The organism is Streptomyces sp. NPDC045778, assembly GCF_056431945.1.
Window position 1 is genome coordinate 203,296 of sequence record NZ_JBWKJZ010000012.1, and the last position, 22,507, is coordinate 225,802.

Below are 22,507 nucleotides of genomic sequence, written 5' to 3' on the forward strand. Positions count from 1 at the left end.
GCGATGGTGCTGGCGTTCGGCAAGGGCTCGCTCGCCTGCCTTTCGATCGACGACAAGGGCACAAGTCGACGACCATAGGTGTAATCACCATCATTACGGAGAGTGCCCTTCTCGTGTCATAGGGCTGTAAAAGCAGGTGTACGCAGCTCAAACGGATCAAGATGGGCCAGTGCGGACATGGCGGCTTTGTGATCTATGTCGCGTCCTGGGCCGGGAACCGAACCCCAGGGGGCGAAGAGTCCTGTGAAAGATGGGGTGTCGGTCGCCGTGCCCGGCGCGGGCCCCGTCCGGCCGGGCGTCCCGGAGGCCGGCCCGGTTGGGCACCGCAGCCGAAAAGCCGGTAGAAAGCGGTGTGGCTGCCAGGTGAAGTGGGGGTTGCGCGCGTCTCCTCCACGGGCGTGCGAGCCTTTCCGGGTGAGATCACGGATCTCCTGGCACTTTGATCGAGGATGACGGATGGGGCGGGAGGGTCGACAGGGCGTGGCGAATGTTGAGCAGAGGGGACCGGGAAGCGCCTTCGGCGCGGGGACGTCCGGTTCGCCCAAGGCCCGGATCGAGGCGATCCGTGTCGTCCTCTGGCTGATCGCCGCCGTCCTGGCGGTCCGGCAGGCCGCCGTGGTCCTGCGCACCCCCAAGGGCGAGCGGCTGACCGACCTGGAGACCTGGATCGGGCCGCACGGCGTGCTGCACGTCAAGGGCTCCCTGTACGACGCGGACAAGTTCACCGGCACCCCGTTCGCCGGGCTCGTCCTCAAGCCCCTCGCCAGCTCCGCCGAGCAGGCACTCGGCTGGGCCTGGACCTTCGGCACCCTCGGGCTCGTCGTCGCGCTCGGGCTCGTCGCCGCCCGCGCCCTGCCGCAGCCCGTCTCCCGGCGCGCCTCGCTGCTCGCGGCGCCCGTCGCGATCTGCCTGCTCATGCTGTCCCTGCCGGTCCGCAACACGCTGCACCTGGGGCAGACCAGCATCATCCCGGTCCTCCTCGTGCTGCTCGGCTGCTTCGCCGCCCGGGGCGAACGGACCAGCGGTCTGCTCATCGGCGTCGCCGCGGCCCTCCAGCCGGCCGTGCTGCTCTTCGCGCCGCTGCTGTGGTTCACCGGCCGCAGGAAGGCCACCGCGTCCCTGGGCGTCACCTTCGCGGGCCTGACCGCCGTCGCCTGGGCGGCCCTGCCGCACGACTCGACGACGTACTGGGTGCACCATCTGGCGGGCGCGGGCCTCGGCGCGAACCCGGACGCCAGCACCAACCAGTCGCTGCACGGCGCGCTGCTCCGCCTCGGCCTCCAGGGTCCGCTGGAGATCGGGCTCTTCCTGGCCCTGGGCGCGGCCGTCGCCTTCGTCGGCCTGCGCCGCGCGGTGAGGTACGCGAAGGACGGCCAGCTGCTGCTCGCCGTCGCGCTCACCGGCTGCGTGGCCATCGCCGTGTCCCCGACGAGCTGGCAGCACCAGCTCCTGTGGCTGCTGCTCGCGGTGGTCGGCCGCGTCGGCAAGCGCGCGTCCGACCGGTACGTGTGGCCGATCGCCATCGTCCTGGTGATGACGCTGCCGTCGAAGATGATGCTCCCGAACATGTCGGCCCTGGATCCCCTGCGCGACAACGTCGTCCTGCTCGCCGCGCTCGCCTCCGCGCTGATCGTGCCGTTCCTGTCCAGGACCGCGCCGGAGTACCGGAAGCCGATCCCCACCTCGTACGCCGCTCCGGTGCCCGCGCGGTGGAAGTGGGTGCCGCTGTTCCCGTTCTGGCGGCGCGTGCTCACCCGGCCGAACCTGCTGCTCGAACTGCTCCTGATCCGCGTCGGCTACTCCGCCTACCAGCAGACCCGCCTCGCCGCGACGGGCGGCACCATCTCCGGCGGGCGCGAGCGGGCCGAGGCGCACGGCGAGCAGATCCACTCCATCGAGCAGTTCCTGCACATCGACATCGAGCACTGGTTCAACCATCTGACGGCGCGCACGCCGTGGATGGAGAGCTTCTTCAACTTCTACTACACGTCGTTCCACTTCGTGGTGCCGCTGAGCGTCCTCGCGATCCTGTACCTGCGCCGCCCCGCCCAGTACCGCTGGGCGCGCTCCGCGCTCGGCTTCGCCACGCTGCTCGCGCTCATCGGCTTCTGGGGCTACCCGCTCGCGCCGCCACGGCTGATGGAGGACCTGGGCTTCATCGACACCATCCACGGCCCGCAGGACTTCTCGCAGCCGGACTACGGCACGCTGACGAAGCTCACCAACCAGTACGCGGCGATGCCCTCGCTGCACTTCGGCTGGTCCCTGTGGTGCGGTCTGACCATCGCGATCCTCGCCCCGAAGTGGTGGATGAAGGCCCTCGGCCTGCTGCACCCGTTCTTCACGGTGTGCGCGATCGTCGGCACCGGCAACCACTGGGTGCTCGACGCGGTGGGCGGCGCCGCGGTCGTCGGCGCGGGCTTCGGCCTGACCTACCTGCTCCAGGGGCCGCGGGTGAAGGCGGTCCTGAAGCCCGGCTCGCTGAAACCCGGGCTCGGATCCCCACAACCCGCTGTGGCGGGCCCACCCGCGCAGGCCGCGGCGCCGGACCGCTTGAGCAAGCCGGACCGCGTGGACAGGGCCGCGTCCGAGCCCGGCAGCACCGGCAGCGCCGAGGGGGACGACGGCCCCGAGCCGCCGGACGGCTCCGAGGCCGTCAGCAGCGGGCGGGACGCGCCGGGCGACCGTACCCCGAGCTGACCGTGTAGGTGCCCGGCGCGGGCACCGTGAGGCGGGTGAAGTCGCCGTCCTTCGCCAGGCACGCGCCCTCGGCCCGCAGCCACGGCGAGTACACGATCCGCAGCGTCACAGGCCCCCGCTCCGGGACCCGCACCACCACCTCGTTACCGGTGGAGCGGACCACGGAGGCGGGGGCCGACGCCATCGGGACGGCGTCGCGCACCCGGAAGATCCGCCAGTGCTCGTCCTTCCACACCGGCTGAAGCCACTCGGGGCGGCTTCTGACGAGCGCGGCCTCGTCCTCGGCGGGCCCGTCCGGGCGCGCCGACGGCAGGACCACGAAGCCCACCGCCCACTTGTCGAGCCAGGCCCGGTAGGTGGTCGCGGAGAACGAGCCGTCGTAGAAGAGGCGGCCGCGCTCGATGTCGAGCTGGCGGTTCCAGCCGCGCGCCATGTTCACGTACGGGGCGAGCGCGGTGGCCTCGCGGTGGTTGCGGGCCGGGACCACCTCGACCCGGCCCCGGTCGGCACCGAGCCGCTCCAGGGCGCTCACCACGCCGTCCGTGTGGGCGGCCCACGCGGGGACGACCGTCGACACCTTCAGGTCGTCGGCGGTCTTCTGCGCCACCCACACCGTCGACAGGACGAGCGCCGTGATCAGCGCGAGGCGGCGCATCACCGGCAGCGAGCAGGCCAGCAGCGCGGCGAGCAGCAGGGCGGGCGCGACCAGCTCGGCGAGCCGCTCGACGTTCGTGCCGATCGGGGACGGGATGAGGTACGTCAGGACGGTCCCGGCCGCGTACACGGCCGCGCCCCTGCGCAGCACCCGCCACTCGCGGGGCCCCGCGACGATCAGGACGAGGCTGAAGAAGACCGGCGGGAAGATCCGGTCCGCCCACATCAGGTGCTCGCCCTTGAACGGGAAGAGCACGGTCGTGACGCCGACGACCACGACGGGCGGCACCAGCAGGGCGAGGGCACGCGCCCAGTCCCGTACGAGGAAATAGCCCGCGCCCGCCACCAGCAGGAACAGGCCCGCCACCGGCGACGCCATGGTGGCGAGCGCCGAGCACAGGGCCGCGGCGGCCGGGCGGCGCGTGCCGAGCAGGGCGAGGACGGCGCCGAGCCCGAAGGCGAGGCCGAGCGCGAACGTGGTGCGCCCGGAGGCGACGTTGCACCACACGGCGAGCGAGGCGAGCACGGCGGGGGCGAGCGGGCGGCGCACCCCGGCGCGCTCGATGAGCTTGGCGACCAGCCAGGCACCGGCTATCCCGGAGAGCACCGTGACGGTCTTCACGCCGAGGGCGGCCATCATGTACGGCGAGATCACGCTGTAGTTGGCCGTGTGCATGCCGCCGTACCAGAACAGGCTGTACGCGGCCGTGCCATGGTCGGCCGCGAAGCGGGCCCAGGCCTCCTGCGCGGCGAGGTCACCGCCGCCGGTGGCGAGGAACGCGGCCCAGAGCGCGTACAGCGGAAGCGTGGGTGCGGTGGCGAGGACGGGGACGCGGTGGCGCCGGTAGAAGGAGCGGAAGGCGCGGAACGGGCCCTTCCGATCGATGGGTGAGCTGCTGGCGGGAACGATCGAGAGGTCGGCAGGGACCACGGTCACCGTTTCCGTTCGAAGTCTTGAGGCGCTTGAAGGGCGGCGTTCACCCCTCAAGACGCTGTACATGACGAAAACGTTGGTGCGTCCTGCCGATCACGTGAACATCTGGCGGAATCCCTCGGACGGTTGATGACGGTACGGGGCGGTACGCGCGGGTTCGTGCGGGGCGCGGGATCCGGCCAGGGGAGGCAGGGGCGGAGCGTAGGGGATGGGCCCCTGCCTCCCGTGGGGCCCGGTCAGCGGGTGCTGACCTGGAGTTCCTTGACCCCGTTGAGCCAGGCCGAGCGCAGCCTGCGCGGGTCGCCGGTCAGGCGCAGGCTGGGCATCGCCTCGGCGACGGCGGTGAAGATGAGGTCGATCTCCAGGATCGCGAGGGACTTGCCGAGGCAGAAGTGCGGGCCGCCACCGCCGAAGCCGAGGTGGGGGTTCGGGTCCCGGGTGATGTCGAACGCGCCCGGGTCGTCGAAGACTTCGGGGTCGTGGTTGGCGGAGGAGTAGAAGAGGCCGACGCGGTCGCCGCGCTTGATCCGGGCGCCGCCAAGGTCGGTGTCCTCCGTGGCCGTGCGCTGGAAGGAGACCACGGGCGTGGCCCAGCGCACGATCTCCTCGGCGGTGGTCCGCGGCCGTTCCCGCTTGAACAGCTCCCACTGCTCGGGGTGGGTGAGGAAGGCGTGCATGCCGTGGGTGATGGCGTTGCGGGTGGTCTCGTTGCCCGCGACGGCGAGCAGGATCACGAAGAACCCGAACTCGTCGGAGTTCAGATTGCCCTCGTCCTCCGCCGCGACCAGCTGGCTGACGATGTCCTTGGCCGGACACTCCTTGCGGGCGGCCGCGAGGTTCATCGCGTACGAGACGATCTCCATGGCGGCCTCGGTGCCGACCTCCTCGGTGATCGCGTACTCCGGATCGTCGTACGCCGCCATCTTGTTGGACCAGTCGAAGATCTTGGAGCGGTCCTCCTGGGGGACGCCGATCAGCTCGGCGATGGCCTGGAGGGGCAGCTCGCAGGCGACGTTCGTGACGAAGTCGAAGCCGCCGTCGGGCCTGGCGTTCGCCAGGGCGGCGCGGGCGATCCCGTGCGCGCGGGTGCGCAGGGCGCCCTCCAGGGAGCGGATGGCGCGGGGCGTGAAGCCGCGCTGCACGATCTGGCGGACCCGGGTGTGCTCGGGCGGGTCCATGTTGAGCATGATCAGCTTCTGGGCCTCGATCTGGTCGCGGCTGATCGTCTCGTTGAAGCGGATGATCGCGGTGTTGAGGTTCGACGAGAACAGCTCGGGGTGCGTGGAGACGTGCTTGACGTCGGCGTGCCGCGTCACGGCCCAGTAGCCCGCGTCCTCGTAGCCGGCGACGCCGGGCCGCTGCGCCACCCAGTGCACCGGCTCCACCTGCCGAAGGCGCGCGAACTCCGGGAAGGGCACGCGGTCTTGGAGGACGTCCGGGTCGGTGAAGTCGAACCCGTCGGGCAGCGCGGGACAGGACATCGAGGGCTCCAGGCGTTTCGGCACCGGTGGGGTCGGGGGGCGGGGCGGACTGCTGCGCGTGGTTCTGACGGCCCATCAGGAGATGGCTCGACCGTAGTAACCGGTTCTACAAGTGGCAAGGCTCGCGGGGCGGTTCGTTGCGTGCGCGGCGGGCCGCGGTGTGTGCACGACCCTTGCGGGAGCGGGGTGGGGCTCAGCAGACTGCTGACCGGAACTAGAACGCGTACTAGTTCTCGCGTACTTCGGCAGCGCCGAAGGGGCGCGGGGAACTGCGCGATCAGCCACGACGGACCCGCAGGTGATCATCGGTCCATCGCGGCAATCCCAGCGAAGCGCCTCGCATCCGGAGGAGAGGACGAGATCGTGGCCGCCGAACCTGTCATCGTCGAAGCCGTACGCACCCCGATCGGCAAGCGCGGAGGAGCCCTCGCCAACCTCCATCCCGCCTACCTCCTCGGCGAGACCTACCGCGAGCTGCTCGGGCGGACCGGAATCCACGCCGACTGCGTCGAGCAGATCGTCGGCGGCACGGTCACGCACGCGGGCGAGCAGTCCATGAACCCGGCGCGCACGGCCTGGCTCACCATGGGCCTGCCCTACGAGACCGCCGCGACGACCGTCGACTGCCAGTGCGGCTCCTCGCAGCAGGCGAGCCACATGGTCGCGAACATGGTCGCGGCGGGCGTCATCGACATCGGCATCAGCTGCGGTGTCGAGTCCATGTCCCGGGTGCCGCTGGGGTCCGGCAGCAAGCACGGGCCCGGCAAGCCCTTCCCCGACGAGTGGAACGTGGACCTGCCCAACCAGTTCGAGGCCGCCGAGCGGATCGCGCGGAGGCGCGGCCTCACCCGGCGGGACACGGACGCCCTCGGGCTGCTCTCCCAGGAACGGGCGGCCGCCGCGTGGGCCGAGGAGCGCTTCAAGCGGGAGACCTTCGCGGTCCAGGTGCCCACCACCGAGGAGGAGCAGGCCGCGGGGCAGGGCATGTGGCGGCTCGTGCACCGGGACGAGGGGCTGCGCGACACGTCCCTCGAAGCCCTCGCCGGACTCAAGCCGGTCATGCCGAGCGCCGTGCACACCGCCGGGAACTCCTCCCAGATCTCCGACGGCGCGGCGGCCCTGCTGTGGGCCTCCAAGCGGATGGCACGGGCCCTGAAGCTCAAGCCGCGCGCCCGGGTGGTCGCGCAGGCCCTGGTGGGGGCCGACCCGCACTTCCACCTCGACGGGCCGGTCGATGCCACGAGGGCCGTCCTGGGCAAGGCCGGGATGACCCTGCGGGACATCGACCTCGTCGAGATCAACGAGGCCTTCGCCTCGGTCGTGCTCAGCTGGGCCCGGGTCTTCGAGCAGGACCTGGGGAAGGTGAACGTGAACGGGGGCGCGATCGCGCTCGGGCATCCCGTGGGCGCGACGGGGGCGCGGTTGCTGACCTCGGCCTTGCACGAGCTGGAGCGGAGCGACAAGGAGTTCGCCCTGGTGACGATGTGCGCGGGCGGAGCGGTGGCCACGGCCACGATCTTGCAGCGGCTGTAGCCAGGGGGCTCCGCCCCCTGGACCCCCGTAACGGCGCTCCGCGCCTCGTCCTCAAACGCCGGACGGGCTGAATATCTGCGCAGCGTGGGACGCGTCTCGCCCGCGACCCACAGAGAGCATCCGGCGGGCACCGAGGACATTCAGCCCGTCCGGCGCTTGAGGACAAGCGCGGTAGCGCGGCGCAGGAACGGGACACGGCAAGCCCTACCGCAGAGAAGCCCGCGCCGGGCCCCGCGGGCGCTCCCCGTCCGAGCCGCACATCTCCGCGCCCAGCTCCTCCACGAGCTGCCTGAGGTCCGTCGGCCGCTGCGGACCCCACCAGTCGCCGAGCAGCTCCGCGAGGGACTCCTCACGGGCCCCGGCGAGCCGGGCGGCAGCCTCCGCGCCCTCGGGGGCCAGCCGCAGGCCGAGGCCCTCGCGCACCACGAGGCGGCGCTCCTCCAGCTGGCGCGCGGCCTGGGTGATGACGGTCAGCGGCACCATGCTGCGCTCGGTGAGCGTCGCGGGCTCCACGTGCCCGTGGCGGCTGACGCGCAGGAGCAGCCAGCTCGCGGCGGGCAGCAGGTCGTACCCGGCCCGGCGGGTGATGTCCTCGTAGACCGCGCGCCGCCCCTCCCGCGTGCCGAGGACGGACAGGGCCCGCGCCACCTCGTCGTACGAGGACCGCTGGACGGGGTTGCTGGCGAGCGTCTGGGTGGGGTCGGGCGCGGTGACCGCGCCGCGCAGCTTGTCCTCGCGCAGGAACCAGGCAAGGACGAAGGCGGCGAGCGCGACGGGGGCCGCGTACAGGAAGACGTCGGTGACGGCGCCGGCGTACGCGTCGACGACACGGGGCCGCAGGCCCGGGGGCAGCTCCGCGATGCCGCGCGGGTCGGCCTTGAGGGACTCGGCGCTGACGCCGGGCGGCAGCTGCTGCCCGCCGAGGGCCGCGCCGAGCTTGTCGCCGAGCCGGTGGGTGAACACCGTGCCGAAGACCGCGACGCCGAAGGCCGCGCCGATGGACCGGAAGAAGGTCGCGCCGGACGTGGCGACGCCCAGGTCCTCGTAGCCGACGGCGTTCTGCACGATCAGGACGAGCACCTGCATGACGAGGCCGAGCCCGAAGCCGAAGACGAAGAAGTACGCGCTCATCTCGAAGGTCGGGCTGTCCGGTTTCAGCTGGTGCAGGAGCAGCAGGCCGAGCGCGGTGACGCCGGTGCCCACGACGGGGAACACCTTCCAGCGGCCGGTGCGGCTGACGATCTGGCCGGACGCGGTCGACGAGATCAGCATGCCGACGACCATGGGCAGCATGTGCACGCCCGACATGGTGGGCGACACGCCCTGCACGACCTGGAGGAACGTCGGCAGGTACGTCATAGCCCCGAACATCGCGAAGCCGACGACGAAGCTGATGAGGGCCGAGAGGGTGAAGGTGCGGACCCGGAAGAGCCGCAGCGGGAGCACCGGCTCCGCCGCCCTGCGCTCGACCGCCACGAAGCAGGCGGCGAGCACCACGCCGAGCACCGCGAGCCCGATGATCTGCGGGGAGCCCCAGCCCCAGGTGGTGCCGCCGAGCGAGGCGACGAGCACCAGGCAGGTGGCGACGGACGCGATGAGGAAGGTGCCGAGGTAGTCGATGGTGTGCCGGGTGGAGCGGACCGGGACGCGCAGCGCGGCAGCGATCACGACGAGCGCGACCGCGCCGACGGGCAGGTTGACGTAGAAGACCCAGCGCCAGCTCAGGTGCTGTGTGAACAGGCCGCCGAGCAGCGGCCCGAGCACGCTGGTGGCGCCGAAGACCGCGCCGAACAGGCCCTGGTACCTGCCGCGGTCGCGCGGCGACACGATGTCCCCGACGATCGCCATCGACAAAACCATGAGCCCGCCGCCGCCGAGGCCCTGGAGGGCGCGGAAGGCGATCAGCTCCGGCATGTTCTGCGCGGCACCGCACAGCGCCGAACCCGCGAGGAAGATCACGATCGCGGCCTGGAAGAGCTTCTTGCGGCCGTACTGGTCGCCGAGCTTGCCCCACAGCGGGGTGGCCGCCGTGGCGGCCAGCAGATACGCCGTGACGACCCACGACAGGTGCTCCATGCCGCCGAGGTCGCTGACGATCGTCGGCAAGGCGGTGGAGACGATGGTCTGGTCGAGGGCGGCGAGCAGCATGCCGAGCAGCAGCGCGCCGATGGAGACCAGTACGCCGCCGGGCACGTGCTCGCCCGGCCCTGCCCCGTGCTCCGGCCCGGACGGACGGGCACTCACGTCCTGCGTCATGGACACCTCCCCGGGTGCTCCTCCTCTCCATCGTGGGCCGAGTCACCCGTTATGGCCTGTTGAGCCGTACGGCTGCATACTCCTGGGGAGCTCTACGGGGCCGCCGAGGGAGGGGAGCACCCAGTGAGCGAGCAGCACGGGAGGCCCGCGGGGCCCGAGGAGCCGGTCTTAGGGCCTGGTGGGACGCCTGAAGGGATGTGTTGCCCCCGGTGTGGCACATCGCGTGCGCCGGGTGGTGCGCCCGCGTGCGGATGTGCGCGCGAGGCGGCGGAGGCGGTCCTGGAGACCCGCTCCGCGCAGGCGGCCGCCGCCGAGGACTTCGATCCGCTGCGCATCCGCCCGTACGTGACGCTGCCGGAGCCACGAGCGCCGCTCCCGGCCCTGTCCTCGGCTCCGCCGCCGCCGGCGGTACGGCCCGCGGCGGCCGGGGCGGCCGGGCGGCCGGAAGCCCCGCGCACCTCCCACAGACGGGTCCGCCGCCGGGGTCGTACGACCCTGTTGGCGGGGGCGGGGGCGCTCTTCGCCTCGGCGGCGGTGTTCGCCACCGGGATGCTCTCGGAAGGCGACGGCGGGGGCTCCGACCGGGCCCTCCCGGACACGACGGCGAGCACCGACGACGACCCGCCGCCGAAGGAGGAGCCGGCCGCGCGGCTCTCGGCCGAGCCCGTGTCCAGTCCGCCGCCGAGCCGTGCGAGGCCCACGCCCTCCGCGACCCCGACACCGTCGGCATCGGCGTCGCGCTCCCCGCGGCCGAAGCACGCGCCGGCCACGTCCCCGACGCGTACGACGGCCCGCGCCACCGGCACCGTGACCTTCCCGCCGCCGCCCCCGGCGCTGCGCTTGGGCGACCGCGACCCGGAGGTAACCGAACTCCAGCACCGCCTAAGCCAGTTACGGCTGTACGCGGGCCCCACGGACGGCGTCTACTCCCCTCTGCTGGCCCAGTCGGTAGCCCGCTACCAATGGACCCGACGCATCACCCAGGACCCTCTCGGCACCTACGGAAGGGCGACCCGCAGATCCCTGGAGGCAGAAACCGAAGCGCTGCCTTAGGCCTGTCGGCGCCCGGAACCAAAGCACCGCCTCAGGGGCGCGGGGAACTGCGCGACCAGCCCAGTACAACCGGCAGCTCAAAGACCACAGACCACGCTACGGCGCGACAGAACACTCAGCAGGAGGCCCCGAAAGAGAGCCGCAGCCCCCCGCCCGCCAGGGCGGCGACCCGCACCTGGGTGAGGTCGTCGACGCACACAGTCGGACCGTACTCAACCGCCCGAGGGCCGACCCCAACCACCCGCATGCCCGCACCGCGCCCCGCCGCGATCCCCGCTCCCGAGTCCTCGAAGACGACGCAGTCCTCGGGAGCGATCCCGAGTTCCGCCGCCCCCTTGAGGAACCCCTCCGGATCCGGCTTGCTGGCGCCCACGCTCTCCGCGGTGACGCGTATCGCGGGCATCGGCAGACCCGCCGCCCGCATGCGGTTGGTGGACAGGGCCACGTCCGCGGAGGTCACCAGGGCGTGCGGGAGGCCGGCGAGCGAGGCCATGAAGGCGGGGGCGCCGGGCACGGGCACGACGCCGTTCAGGTCGGCGGTCTCGCGCGCGAGCATCTCGCGGTTCTCCGCGTGGTTCTCCGCCATGGGCCGGCCGGGCAGCAGCAGCGCCATGGAGGCGTGCCCCTGGCGGCCGTGCACGACCTTCATGACCTCGTCCGGGTCGAGCCCGTGCTTCGCCGCCCAGTCGCGCCAGCAGCGCTCCACGACGGCGTCGGAGTTGACGAGGGTCCCGTCCATGTCCAGGAGGAGGGCTCGGGCGGTCAGTTCGGTCACGGCCGTCATCGGCGTACTCCAAAGGCGAAGGGGACCCGCGCACACGTCACGAGAGGACGTGAGAGAGACAAGGCGGCCCCGCCCGCCGGTCAGGGAGTACGGGCGGAGCCACTTTGTTCCTTCACGGTACAAAACAAGTCCCGCAAGCGGCAACAACGCAGGTCAGACCCCTACCACTAGCCCCATCGGGGGACATGCGCCGCACCGGCACCGACTCAGGCCACCGCCTCGTAGAGGCTCCACAGGCCGAGCACCAGCATCAGCAGGGCCGCGATCCTCGTGATGAGGGCCAGCGGCACCCGCTTCATCAGCGCCTTGCCGCCGACGATGCCGAGCCCGGCGACCGCCCAGAGCGCGAGCACCGCGCCGACGCCGACCGACAGCGGGTCGTCGTAGCGCGCGGCCAGGTTCGCCGTCATGATCTGTGTCAGGTCGCCGAACTCCGCGACCAGGATGAGCATGAAGCCCGCCCCCGAAACCCGCCAGAAGCTCTGGTCCTTGGGTGCCTTGACCTCGTCGGATCCATCGCCCTCGCCCTTCTTCATCAGCAGCATCGCGGCGCCGCCGAGGAAGAGCACGCCGGTGATCGCGTGCACCAGGCGCTGCGGCGCGAGCGTCAGGACGCCGCCCGCGGCCACGGCAAGCACGACGTGCACGGCGAACGCGGCGGCCACGCCCGCGAAGACGTAGCTCGCGCGGTAGCGGGTGCCGAGCACGAGTCCGGCGAGCGCGGTCTTGTCGGGCAGTTCGGCAAGGAAGACGACGCCGAAGACGAGCGCGGTCACACTCAAGCTGATCAAGGTTCCTCAATCGGTCGGGCCACCCCACCGAGAGCCTCGCAGCAGCCTTCGCGTACGACACCTCGGCACGGCAGCGCACGGCGGCGCACACGGATGTGTGCGCGGGGCACTGCTTGCCGAAGGTCTCGCTGGCCGCCCACCTCGTGGGCTGCCTCCGGGCGCCGGCCCAGCTCGCGCTGAGCAGTGTGTCGACGGTCCGGCGAAGAGCTACTCCCCTTCTGCTCCGGCCATCGTACGGGATCCCTCCAGGCCCGCGAACAGGGACTTTGGTCCGGTCCAGGGCGCCGCGCGGAGTGAGCCGGGTCACTCGGGGACAACTCCCGGCGACCCGCGTACATATGACAAGCCGTGACATACCGCCGAAGCCCTTGCCCCGGCCACCCTTTTGACGCGACCCTGTCACCGCGCGCACACCTGCCGGCCAGCCTGACCACGCCCGAGTGGTCACCGTCCCCCCACTTCAAGGGAGTTCGCATGCCCGGAATCTACGCGCGTCGCCGCCTCGCCGCCCTGACCGGCGCCGCCGCCCTCGCCTGTACCGCCACCCTCCTGTCCGGCTCCCCCGCCCAGGCCGCGCCGCCCACCCCGGTCGGCGCCGACACCGCCCGCACCTACCTCGGCCGGCTCACGGTGCGCGCCGAGGGCTCGTCCGACGGCTACAGCCGGGACAAGTTCCCGCACTGGAGCACCCAGTCCGGCGCCTGCAACACCCGTGAGGTCGTCCTCAAGCGCGACGGCGAGAACGTCCAGCAGGACGGCAGCTGCGCCGCCGTCTCCGGCACCTGGAAGTCCGCGTACGACGACGCCACCTGGACCCAGGCCTCCGACCTCGACATCGACCACGTGGTGCCGCTCTCCGAGGCCTGGAAGTCCGGCGCCAACGCCTGGACCCAGGACCGGCGCCAGGCCTTCGCCAACGACCTGGGCCAGCCCCAGCTCATCGCGGTCACCGACAACGTGAACCAGGCCAAGGGCGACAAGGACCCCGCCGAGTGGCTGCCGCCGGTGGCCTCGTACCACTGCTTCTACGCGCGCATGTGGGTGGACGTGAAGCAGCACTACAACCTCTCCGTCGACCCGGCCGAGAAGAGCAAGCTCTCCTCGATCCTCAGCGGCTGCTGACCGGCAGATCGCCAAAGCCGTTCCGCCCGCCTCCGTCGTTCCGTACCGTACGGGGCGACGGAGGAGAGTGATCACTGTGGCACGGCTGCGTCTGGGCCCCCTGCTGAGGTACGTCGACGCGCGGTCCGCGACCGTGTGGGTCGAGGCCGACCGGCCCTGCACGGCCGAGGTGCGGTGCGCGGACGGCGCGGGCGGCTCGGCCCGCACGTTCCAGATCGCCGGGCACCACTACGCGCTCGTCCCGGTGACCGGACTGCGCCCCGGCACGGAGACCGCGTACGAGGTGACGCTCGACGGGGGCGCCGTCTGGCCGCTGCCCGAGAGCCCCTTCCCGCCGAGCACCGTGCGCACGCCGCCGGACGGCCGGGAGGACGTGCGCGTCACCTTCGGCTCCTGCCGCTGGGCCGCGCCGCCCGCCGGTGAGCACGACCCCGTCGGCCCGGACGCGCTCGACGCCCTCGCCGCGCGCCTGGCCGCCGAGCAGGGCGCCGAGCGCCCGGACGTCCTGCTGCTCCTCGGGGACCAGGTGTACGCGGACGAGGTCTCCCGGGCCACCCGCCGCTGGCTCGCCGCCCGCCGCGACCTGTCGGAGCCCCCGGGCGACGAGGTCGCGGACTATGAGGAGTACACCCACCTCTACTACGAGTCCTGGCTCGACCCCGAGGTGCGCTGGCTGCTGTCCACCGTGCCGAGCTGCATGGTCTTCGACGACCACGACGTCATCGACGACTGGAACACCAGCGCCGCCTGGCTCGCCGACATGCGGGCCACGCCCTGGTGGGCCGAGCGCGTCCGCAGCGGCCTGATGTCGTACTGGGTGTACCAGCACCTGGGCAATCTGCCGCCCGCCGCACTCGACCGCGACGAGCTGTACGCGGCGGTCCGCGCGACACCCGACGGCACGGACGCCCTGAGCGCCTTCGCCGCCCGCGCCGACTCCGACCCCGGGGCCGCCCGGTGGAGCTACCGCCGCGACTTCGGCCGCGTGCGCCTGCTCATGGTCGACACCCGCGCCGCCCGCGTCCTCGAGGAGGACCGGCGGGCCATGCTCGACGCGGACGAGGCGCGCTGGCTGCGCGAGCAGGCCCTCGACGGCGATTACGACCACCTCCTGATCGGCACCTCGCTGCCCTGGCTGCTCCCGCACCTCATCCATGACGCCGAGGGGTGGAACGCCGCGCTGTGCCGGGGCGAGCGCGGCGCCCGCTGGGCCCGCTTCGGCGAGGACCTGCGGCGGCGCGCGGACCTTGAGCACTGGGCGGCGTTCCCGGCCTCCTTCGCCGCGCTCACCGATCTCATCGCCGAGGCGGGTACGGGCCCGGGCGCCCCCGCGACCGTCCTCGTCCTGTCCGGCGACGTCCACCACGCCTACGTGGCCGAGCCCTCCTGGCCCGACGGCCGGGCACCCGACGCCCGGGTCCTCCAGCTCACCTGCTCCCCGGTGCACAACTCCATCCCCGTCTCGATACGCGTCGGCTTCCGCTTCGGCTGGAGCCGCGCGGGCCGCGCCATCGGCAGGCTCTTCGCCCGCCACGGAAGGCTGGCCGGGGCCGGGGTCACCTGGCGCAGGACGGGCGGCCCCTGGTTCGGCAACCAGCTGATGACCCTGACGATGCGGGGCCGCGACGCGGAGCTGCGCCTGGAGCAGGCCCGGCGCGGCCGGGGCCTGACGGCCACGGCGACCCGGCGGCTCTGAGGCCGGGCCCGGGCTGCGGGTGGGGCCAGGGCTGCGGGTGGGGCCCGGGCTGCGGGTGGGGCCAGGGCTGCGGGTGGGGCCCGGGCTGCCGCTGAGGCCAGGGCGCGAAGCGGCTGTGCGGGGCCCGGGGCAGAGCCCCAGTTTCGGGAAAGGGGCGGGCCCGGGGCGGGCCAGGAGGCATGATGCGGACCGTCCGCTTCCCCGAGCACCACCTCCGCCGCACCGCAAAGGGAGCCCCCGTTTGTCCCTCGCACCCCTCACCCCCGCCCTGGCCGTCGTAGGGGCGGGCCCCCGCGGCACCAGCGTCCTGGAACGCCTGTGCGCGTCGGCCGCCGAACTGCTCGCCCCGGGCACGCGGGTCACCGTCCACGTCGTCGACCCCGCGCCCCCGGGCCCCGGCCGGGTCTGGCGCACCGACCAGGCGCCCGAGCTGCTGATGAACACCGTCGCCTCCCAGGTGACCCTGTTCACCGACGCGAGCGTCGACTGCGCGGGGCCCGTCAGACCGGGGCCGAGCCTGTACGAGTGGGCGGCGGACGGGCACATACCCGGGCTCGGCCCCGACGACTACCCGACGCGCGCCGACTACGGCCGCTATCTGGAGTGGGTCTTCGCCCGGACCCTGCGCACCGCCCCCGGCGCCGTCCGCGTCGTCCCCCACGCGGCCCGCGCGACCGCCCTGTCCCAGACGGCCGACGGCCTCCAGACCCTCGTGCTCGACGGCTCCCGCGCCCTGACCGGCCTGTCGGCCGTGGTGCTCGCCCAGGGCCATCTGCCCGCCGCCCCCGACGCCGCGCTGACCGGTCTCTCCGCGCTGACCGGCCTTTCGGAGTACGCCGCCCGCCACGGCCTGCGCCACGTCCCGCCCGCCAACCCGGCCGACGTGGACCTCTCCGCCCTCGCGCCCGGCGAGCCGGTCCTCCTGCGCGGGCTCGGCCTGAACTTCTTCGACCACGTGACGCTCCTGACCGAGGGCCGCGGCGGCCGGTTCGTCCGCACGCCGGGCCGTCCGCCGCGCTATCTGCCGTCGGGGAACGAGCCGCGCCTGTACGCCGGTTCGCGGCGCGGCGTGCCGTACCAGGCGCGGGGCGACAACGCGAAGGGCCCCTACGGCCGGCACGAGCCCGCCGTGCTCACCGCCGACGTGATCGCCCGCTTCCGCAAGCGCGCGGACAGCGGGGACGCGCCGGACTTCCTCGCCGAGATCTGGCCGCTGGTGGCGAAGGAGGTGGAGACGGTCTACTACGGGGCGCTGCTGAGCGCCCGTGGCACACCCGGGCGGGCGCGGGACTTCCGCGGCCGCTTCCTCGACGTCGCCCACCGGGACCCCGAAGAGCCCCGGCTCCTGGACGCCTTCGGGATAGCGGAGGCCGACCGCTGGTCCTGGGAGCGCCTCGCGCGCCCGTGCGAGGGGCAGGCCTTCGGCTCGCCGCGCGAGTTCCGCGCCTGGCTCCTCGGCCGACTGCGCGAGGACGCGGCCCAGGCCGCGCTCGGCAATGTCGCGGGCCCGCTGAAGTCGGCCCTCGACGTCCTGCGCGACCTGCGCAACGAGCTGCGCCTGACCGTGGACCACGGCGGCATCACGGGCCGCTCGCGCCGCGATCACCTGGACGCCTGGTACACCCCGCTGAACGCCTTCCTGTCGATCGGCCCGCCCCGGCGCCGCACAGAGGAGCTGACGGCGCTGATCGAGGCGGGCGTGGTCGAGGTGCTCGGGCCGCGCCTCGAAGTACGGGCGCGGGACGGGGCGTTCCTCGCGCGCTCACCGGCCGTGCCGGGTTCCGATGTGCGGGTGACGACCCTGGTGGAGGCGCGGCTCCCGGAGCCGGACGTGCGACGCACCGGGGACGCGCTGCTCGCGGGCCTGCTGCGGTCCGGGCAGTGCCGCCCGCACACCGTCGACGGCTATGAGACGGGCGGCCTCGACGTGACCGGGCGCCCCTATCACCTGATCGACCGTCAGGGCCGGGCGCACCCGCGGCGGTTCGCGTTCGGGGTGCCCACGGAGGGCGTGCACTGGGTGACGGCGGCCGGGGCGCGGCCGGGCGTCGACTCGGTGACCCTCGCGGACGCGGACGCGGTGGCGCGGGCCGCGCTGCGGGCGGCGGCAGCTTTCCCCGGCACGCCTCTGGCCCCCGGCGCTCCCCAGGCTCCAGACTTGGCCCAGACCCCCGACTTGGTACAGACCAACACCTGAGCATCGTCACCGGAGTTGCTCCCGGATCCGGCCACACCCCCTCCCGCCAGGGGCGGGCGAACGGTCGCGGTCAGGGCATTCTCATGAAACACTCAGATGTTGAAGTTGCAAGTACTACTTAGGCCCACCTAATCTTGAGGCTTCGCGATCGGTTCACGTCCCCAACCGAACAAGACCGAAGGAGTCCCCCACCATGACTGAGCGGCTGAACAGCGCCCAGCCCTATGCCCTCGGCCTCTTCCGCATCGTCGTCGGCCTGCTCTTCTTCTGCCACGGCGCCGCCTCGCTCTTCGGCGCCTTCGGCGGCACGGACGGCAACGGCGCCACCATCGACGCGGGCACCTGGCCCGGCTGGTACGCGGCCGTCATCCAGCTCGTCGGCGGCGCCCTCGTCGCGCTCGGCCTCGGCACCCGGGCGGCGGCGTTCATCTCGTCGGGCTCGATGGCGTACGCCTACTTCAAGGTCCACCAGCCCGAGGCCCTGTGGCCGATAGAGAACGCCGGCGAGGCCTCGGCGATGTTCTGCTGGGCCCTGCTGCTGCTGGTCTTCACGGGCTCCGGGGCGTTCGGCCTCGACCGCGTCATCGCGACGGCCCGCGGCGAGCAGAAGGCGACGGCGGACTCCGACCGCTCCCCCATCGCGGCCTGAGCGCGCCCCCACGCGCGAACGGTGCCCCCGTTCCGTCCCGGCTCACCGGTACGGAACGGGGGCACAGCCATGCGCGGACGGGACGGGCCTATCCGCCCGGGGGCGGTGCGAACGGCACGCTGAAGCAGGCGAGCCGGTCACCGGCGCCGCCCTGTTCGCGGTGCAGCACGACGGACGCCGCCTCACCGCGCCGGAAGCCCCAGTCGTGGACGGCCGACGCCTTGCCGGAGCCGTCCTTGCGGGCGGTGAAGTCCAGCCAGACCTCGTTCTCCGGATTGACGTCGCCCGGGTCCTGGGACGGCTTGTTCTGGTAGTGCCCGCCGGCCGCGGCCGGGTCCGCTCCGCACGGCTTCTGGTGCACGTGCACGCCGTACGCGTAACCGGCCTTCAGGCCCTTCACGCGCAGGGAGACACGCGTGCCGTGCTGATCACTGCGCTGTGTCACCTCGATCCAGGAGGCGGCGGGCACGAGCTGCTGCTCGTACGTGATCGCGGAGGACGGCACGAAGGCCGTCGGCGGGGCGAACCGCGCCTGCGCGCGCACCTCCACACTGTCCGCTGTGCCGCTTCCCGTGCTTCCGGCCGCGGCGAGCACAACCGCCGCAACAGCCGAGGTCAGCACTCCTGCCACCATGGCAAGCTCCTCGTATCGCCAGGTCAGGCCCCTTTGGGGCGCTCTGTCACTGTTCGTACGGGCCGTCCACCACCGTACGCCTCGGCCGCGTCGCCCGCCGGGTGAACGACCGACCCCCCGGTGAACGTGACGTAGCGAACAACTGAGCCCCCAGTGGATCTCTGGGCGATCTCGCGGCGTACGCTGTACAGCTGTCGTCAGGCCGCCACCCGCCGCTCCCCGCGATATCGCGGCGATGAGTTGCCGACCGGGGAGCTACGGGGAGATTCGGGTGTTTGAGAGTGTGGGGGCGCTGACCGCCAGTCCGTGGATCTACGCGGTCGTGGCCCTCTCCGTCCTGTTCGACGTGTTCCTGCCGCTGCTGCCCAGCGGTGTCCTCGTCATCACCGCGGCCACGGCCGCCGCAGCGGCCGGCTCCGGCACCGGGCGGGTGCCGCACGACGTGCCGGACATCCTGCTCCTGATGCTGTGCGCCGCGACCGCGTCCGTGCTCGGCGACCTCGTCGCCTACCGCATCGCCTGGCGCGGCGGGGAGCGCCTCGACCGGGCCATCGCCCGCTCCCGGCGCCTGACCAGCGCCCAGGAGCGGCTCGGCGCGGCCCTCTCGCGGGGCGGCGGCGTCCTCGTCGTCATCGCGCGCTTCGCCCCCGCCGGGCGCTCGATCGTCTCCCTCGGCGCGGGCGCCGCGCACCGCCGCAAGCGCGACTTCCTGCCCTGGTCGGCCCTCGCGGGCGTGGCCTGGGCCGGCTACAGCGTGGGCCTCGGCTACTTCGGCGGCCAGTGGCTCGGCGCGACCTGGCTGGCCACGGGCGTCTCGGTCGCGGCCCTCTTCGCCGCGGGCGCGGGGGCGGCCTATCTGGTGCGCCGCCCCGCGTAGGGGCTTGCCCCCAGCCGCCCGCCCTTCCGTCGCCGGCGCGGTTCAGGCACCGCGCTGCCGCGCTTGTCCTCAAACGCCGGACGGGCTGAAAAGCTCCGGCACGCGCCGTGGGCATGCGGCCCGTCCGGCGTTTGAGGCCTACCTGGCCTTGGCTCCGCGCACTTCGAGGCTTCCGAGCAGCTCGGCCGTAGCGGCGGCCACCGCGTCCACGGCCCGGTCGAACACCTCCTGGTTGTGCGCGGCGGGCGCCCGGAACCCGGACACCTTGCGGACGTACTGGAGCGCGGCCGCCCGGATCTCGTCCTCGGTGGCCTCCTCGGCGAGCGCGGGCGGGCGAAGGGTCTTGATGCTGCGGCACATGCCTCCAGCTTCGCGCGTCCCGCCCCCTGGCGAGAACCCCTCCTTCGCCTCGCGCGCCCCTCGCCTCACAAATTCGAACAGGAGTAGCATTACGGCGTGCCCGAGTCTCCCCCGCCCGCGTTTCCCGATGACCTCCTGTCCGCCCAGGAGGAGCTGCACCAGGTCAGGTCCGAGCTGCACGCGCTGCTCCGCCGCCTCCCCTGGTCCGTCGAGCCGCACGACGGCTTCAGCGACGACCACGGCTGGCGCAAGCTGGAGCGCCCGGCCACGCCCGGCTGGAGCCCGGACGAGCAGGCCGAGGTGGAGAAGCTGCGCGCGCGGGAGCGCGAGCTGGCCGTGTTCGTGACGTGCCACCGCTTCTGGGAGCAGGTTTCGGGACCGGAGGCGGTGGATACCCGGATGAGGCTCAAGCACGTCCACCGGGCCGCGGCCGACGCCCCGCCCGAGGCCCGATGAGCCCGCGTACGCCCTCGCGACCCGGGGTGCGCGCTCCGGAGCCGACCCCGCTCCGCGCCGCGCGGGCCCGCCCCTGTCCATGAAGGCCACGCCCAGCCCCCGCGTCCAGCCTGCGGAGGTACCCATGACTGTCCTGACGATCGCCCTGCTGCTCGTCCTGATCGCCCTCGGCTTCAGCCAGCCGCTGCTGTGGCTGCTCGCGGCGGCGATCGCGTACTTCCTGCTCCGCCACCACGACCGCGCCGCGGTCAAGGGCGGCACGACCGGGAGCGCGGGCGGTGGCGCGGGCACGCCCGCCACGTACCGCGACTACCGCATCCGCCGGTCCCGCCAGGAGCGCTGGGAACGCCGGTACCGCCGTACGCACGCGCGCCACAAGTAGGCCCACGCCACCCCCGCGCCACCGGAACCGGTAGGACTACTCACCGACGCGAGTGAAACCACGCTTACCCGCGCCGCCACCGGGGATCCTGCGCACGCACCGTGCCGAGCCCACCCCGGGAGCCCCCATGCGCCTGCGCGCCCTCGCCTCCGTACCGCTGCCCGTCCTCCTGGCGGGCGCCCTCGCGGCGGGATGCGCGTCCCCGGCGCCGCGTCCGCCCGCGCCCTCCCCCGACGACGTCATCAAGGCGGCGCAGCAGCGGCTCACCGACAGCTGCCTGAGCCACCGGGGCCTCACCCCGCCCCGCCGGGGCGAACGCCCGCCGTCCGGCACCGAGCGGGAGCGCGTGGCCCGCGCCCTGTTCGGCACCGGCCGCACGGAACTCTCCCTGACCCTCCCGACGGGCCACTCCGTGGGCGCCCACACCGACGGCTGCCTGGCCGCCGCGCAGCGCACCCTGTACGGCGACCAGAAGCGCTGGTTCCGCGTATCGACAGTGGTGAACAACCTCAAACCTGAAGCCGCCCACGCCCACCGCTCCCTAGCCGAGGTCCGCGCGGACCACCGCCCGGAACTGACGCAATGGCGCCAACTGCGCGCCCACGCACTGAAGAAGGCCGAGGCGGTCCTGACCACGGACAGCACGAAGGCCCCCCGGGGATCGTGAGGATCTCCGAGAGGCCGTCGGTGCTGCTGAACCCGGTGGGCGCGGACGGTTTCGAACCGCCGACATTCGCCTTGTAAGGGCGACGCTCTACCCCTGAGCTACGCGCCCGGGACGAGTGGACAGCCTACCTTGCCGGTGGTGGTGCCCCGCACACCCGGAGAGGCCCGGGGGATATCCCCACCACGGATGCGGTGGCGGCCCGGATCCCCCGGGCGCGTGCCGCTCCGTACGGTCGGAGTGTGCTCGCGGCACGGGTCGCGAGGGGCTTTCAGGGGAGAGAACGTCATGAGCACCGCCCACAGCCGTCGTCCGGGTCCGCTGGGGCCGAGGAGCGCGCGGATCCTCGCCGGTGTCGGGGCCACGGCGGCCGTGTTCGGGCTCGTCGCCGCGTGCGGGGCCGACGCCGGGGACGACAAGACGCCGGAGCGGCGGACGTTCAGCCTGCCCGGGCGGACGCTGACCCTCGACTCGGGCGACTCGGCCCTGGACGTCGTGGTGTCGGACCACGTGAAGGACGTACGGGTCACGCGCTGGTTCGACGGGCGGACCGTGCTCGGCGAGAGCCCCAAGGTCACGTGGAAGCAGAGCGCCGGGGGCGACAAGCTCACGTTCCGGGTGAAGTGCGCCGGGGTGATCAGCAATTGCTCCGCCAAGCACCGCGTCGTCGTACCGCGCGGTGTCGCCGTGACCATTCTGAACAGCGACGGCCAGGTCACCGCCAGCGGCTTCCGCGAGCCCCTGAAGGTGCGCACGGCCGATGGCGGCGTGACCGTGCGGAACTCCAGCGGGCCGCTGGACCTGAGCAGCACCGACGGGTCGGTGCGGACCGACGGCGTCACGTCGAAGCGGGTCAGCGCCCGCTCCCAGGACGGTTCCGTGTGGCTCGAACTCGGCGCCGTACCGGACCGGGTGCGCGCGCACAGCAAGGACGGGTCCGTGACCGTCGGCCTGCCCGACGCCCGCTACCGCGTGGACACCGAGAGCGTGGACGGCGGCGTCGACGTGTCCGTGCCGCGCGCCGACGACAGCCCGCACCACGTGTCGGTACGCAGCGTCGACGGCAACATCACGGTGCGCGCGGCGAACTGACCACCCCGTGTGTTCGTCCTCCACCGGTGGGAGAATGTGACACCGGCCTGGCAGGGCGGACGACAGCACGGGAGAGGGACAGTGACGGCGACACCATCGCAGCCACACAGGTGTGGCACGGCCTCCTCTGCCTGTCCGTCGGTGCCCTCGTCTCCATCCGCGGGTCGTCGTGGGCTGGGCGCGCCCCGGCGG

The 22,507-nt window shown here is 73.0% G+C and carries 19 protein-coding genes and 1 tRNA gene; 12 read left to right on the forward strand and 8 right to left on the reverse strand.

The features are described 5' to 3' along the window. Window positions 1-480: 480 nt before the first annotated feature. On the forward strand, window positions 481-2,700 hold the full coding sequence (locus tag AC07GB_RS18055; protein ID WP_478846433.1) for a bifunctional glycosyltransferase 87/phosphatase PAP2 family protein: 2,220 nt from the start codon (window positions 481-483) through the stop codon (window positions 2,698-2,700). Here AC07GB_RS18055 and AC07GB_RS18060 read toward each other — a convergent pair. Beyond that, window positions 2,657-4,285, reverse strand: coding sequence for a hypothetical protein (locus AC07GB_RS18060; RefSeq protein WP_478846508.1), 1,629 nt, complete (start codon window positions 4,283-4,285; stop codon window positions 2,657-2,659). The two genes, AC07GB_RS18055 and AC07GB_RS18060, sit on opposite strands and share 44 nt — an antisense overlap. 239 nt (window positions 4,286-4,524) lie before the next feature. Continuing rightward, window positions 4,525-5,769: a cytochrome P450 gene (locus AC07GB_RS18065; protein WP_478846435.1), complete on the reverse strand. Its 1,245-nt coding sequence runs from the start codon at window positions 5,767-5,769 to the stop codon at window positions 4,525-4,527. A gap of 363 nt (window positions 5,770-6,132) precedes the next feature. On the opposite strand from AC07GB_RS18065, the gene AC07GB_RS18070 reads away from it, so the two are divergent. Then, the gene (locus tag AC07GB_RS18070; RefSeq protein WP_478846437.1) at window positions 6,133-7,302 is read left to right on the forward strand and encodes a steroid 3-ketoacyl-CoA thiolase; all 1,170 of its coding nucleotides are present in this window, start codon (window positions 6,133-6,135) and stop codon (window positions 7,300-7,302) included. A 204-nt stretch (window positions 7,303-7,506) separates the two neighbouring features. Here AC07GB_RS18070 and AC07GB_RS18075 read toward each other — a convergent pair whose 3' ends face one another. Next, window positions 7,507-9,558 carry a DHA2 family efflux MFS transporter permease subunit gene (locus AC07GB_RS18075; protein WP_478846439.1) on the reverse strand — a complete coding sequence of 684 codons (2,052 nt, stop codon included), beginning with the start codon at window positions 9,556-9,558 and terminating at the stop codon, window positions 7,507-7,509. A 195-nt stretch (window positions 9,559-9,753) separates the two neighbouring features. Between AC07GB_RS18075 and AC07GB_RS18080 the strand changes: the two genes are divergently transcribed. Next, the gene (locus tag AC07GB_RS18080) at window positions 9,754-10,611 is read left to right on the forward strand and encodes a peptidoglycan-binding domain-containing protein (protein WP_478846441.1); all 858 of its coding nucleotides are present in this window, start codon (window positions 9,754-9,756) and stop codon (window positions 10,609-10,611) included. Window positions 10,612-10,726: 115 nt separating this feature from the next. Here the strand turns inward: AC07GB_RS18080 and AC07GB_RS18085 are convergent, their stop codons facing one another. Both AC07GB_RS18085 and AC07GB_RS18090 read right to left on the reverse strand, forming a co-directional pair. Then, the gene (locus AC07GB_RS18085) at window positions 10,727-11,395 is read right to left on the reverse strand and encodes an HAD-IA family hydrolase (RefSeq protein ID WP_478846443.1); all 669 of its coding nucleotides are present in this window, start codon (window positions 11,393-11,395) and stop codon (window positions 10,727-10,729) included. Window positions 11,396-11,601: 206 nt separating this feature from the next. Beyond that, on the reverse strand, window positions 11,602-12,186 hold the full coding sequence (locus AC07GB_RS18090; RefSeq protein WP_478846445.1) for a TMEM165/GDT1 family protein: 585 nt from the start codon (window positions 12,184-12,186) through the stop codon (window positions 11,602-11,604). 474 nt (window positions 12,187-12,660) lie between these two features. On the opposite strand from AC07GB_RS18090, the gene AC07GB_RS18095 reads away from it, so the two are divergent. The 4 genes from AC07GB_RS18095 (at window position 12,661) to AC07GB_RS18110 (ending at window position 17,850) form a co-directional block, all read left to right on the forward strand. Beyond that, a complete protein-coding gene (locus AC07GB_RS18095; RefSeq protein WP_478846447.1) occupies window positions 12,661-13,308 on the forward strand; it encodes an HNH endonuclease family protein in 648 nt (215 codons plus the stop codon). Window positions 13,309-13,384: 76 nt separating this feature from the next. Next, window positions 13,385-15,004 carry an alkaline phosphatase D family protein gene (locus AC07GB_RS18100; protein WP_478846510.1) on the forward strand — a complete coding sequence of 540 codons (1,620 nt, stop codon included), beginning with the start codon at window positions 13,385-13,387 and terminating at the stop codon, window positions 15,002-15,004. Between the two features lie 241 nt (window positions 15,005-15,245). Beyond that, entirely contained in the window at window positions 15,246-17,201 is a 1,956-nt protein-coding gene (locus AC07GB_RS18105) for an FAD/NAD(P)-binding protein (RefSeq protein WP_478846449.1), read from the forward strand. Window positions 17,202-17,394: 193 nt separating this feature from the next. Beyond that, the gene (locus tag AC07GB_RS18110; protein ID WP_478846451.1) at window positions 17,395-17,850 is read left to right on the forward strand and encodes a DoxX family protein; all 456 of its coding nucleotides are present in this window, start codon (window positions 17,395-17,397) and stop codon (window positions 17,848-17,850) included. Window positions 17,851-17,938: 88 nt separating this feature from the next. Here the strand turns inward: AC07GB_RS18110 and AC07GB_RS18115 are convergent, their stop codons facing one another. Then, window positions 17,939-18,484, reverse strand: coding sequence for a superoxide dismutase family protein (locus tag AC07GB_RS18115; RefSeq protein ID WP_478846453.1), 546 nt, complete (start codon window positions 18,482-18,484; stop codon window positions 17,939-17,941). 271 nt (window positions 18,485-18,755) lie between these two features. Between AC07GB_RS18115 and AC07GB_RS18120 the strand changes: the two genes are divergently transcribed. Then, window positions 18,756-19,361 (forward strand): DedA family protein, encoded by a 606-nt coding sequence (locus AC07GB_RS18120; protein ID WP_478846455.1) that lies wholly within the window; start codon window positions 18,756-18,758, stop codon window positions 19,359-19,361. Window positions 19,362-19,499: 138 nt separating this feature from the next. Here AC07GB_RS18120 and AC07GB_RS18125 read toward each other — a convergent pair whose 3' ends face one another. After that, window positions 19,500-19,721, reverse strand: coding sequence for a DUF2277 domain-containing protein (locus AC07GB_RS18125; RefSeq protein WP_478846457.1), 222 nt, complete (start codon window positions 19,719-19,721; stop codon window positions 19,500-19,502). Between the two features lie 96 nt (window positions 19,722-19,817). Here AC07GB_RS18125 and AC07GB_RS18130 point away from each other — a divergent pair, with 96 nt between their 5' ends. From AC07GB_RS18130 to AC07GB_RS18140, 3 genes are all read left to right on the forward strand, one after another. Next, complete coding sequence (locus AC07GB_RS18130) at window positions 19,818-20,177, forward strand: hypothetical protein (RefSeq protein WP_478846459.1); 360 nt, start codon at window positions 19,818-19,820, stop codon at window positions 20,175-20,177. Window positions 20,178-20,301: 124 nt separating this feature from the next. After that, the gene (locus tag AC07GB_RS18135; protein WP_478846461.1) at window positions 20,302-20,559 is read left to right on the forward strand and encodes a hypothetical protein; all 258 of its coding nucleotides are present in this window, start codon (window positions 20,302-20,304) and stop codon (window positions 20,557-20,559) included. 127 nt (window positions 20,560-20,686) lie between these two features. After that, window positions 20,687-21,226, forward strand: coding sequence for a hypothetical protein (locus AC07GB_RS18140; protein WP_478846463.1), 540 nt, complete (start codon window positions 20,687-20,689; stop codon window positions 21,224-21,226). A 36-nt stretch (window positions 21,227-21,262) separates the two neighbouring features. On the opposite strand, the gene AC07GB_RS18145 is transcribed toward AC07GB_RS18140, so the two are convergent. After that, window positions 21,263-21,334: transfer RNA gene (locus AC07GB_RS18145), tRNA-Val, on the reverse strand. A 177-nt stretch (window positions 21,335-21,511) separates the two neighbouring features. On the opposite strand from AC07GB_RS18145, the gene AC07GB_RS18150 reads away from it, so the two are divergent. Continuing rightward, a complete protein-coding gene (locus AC07GB_RS18150; RefSeq protein ID WP_478846465.1) occupies window positions 21,512-22,315 on the forward strand; it encodes a DUF4097 family beta strand repeat-containing protein in 804 nt (267 codons plus the stop codon). Window positions 22,316-22,507 lie beyond the last annotated feature (192 nt).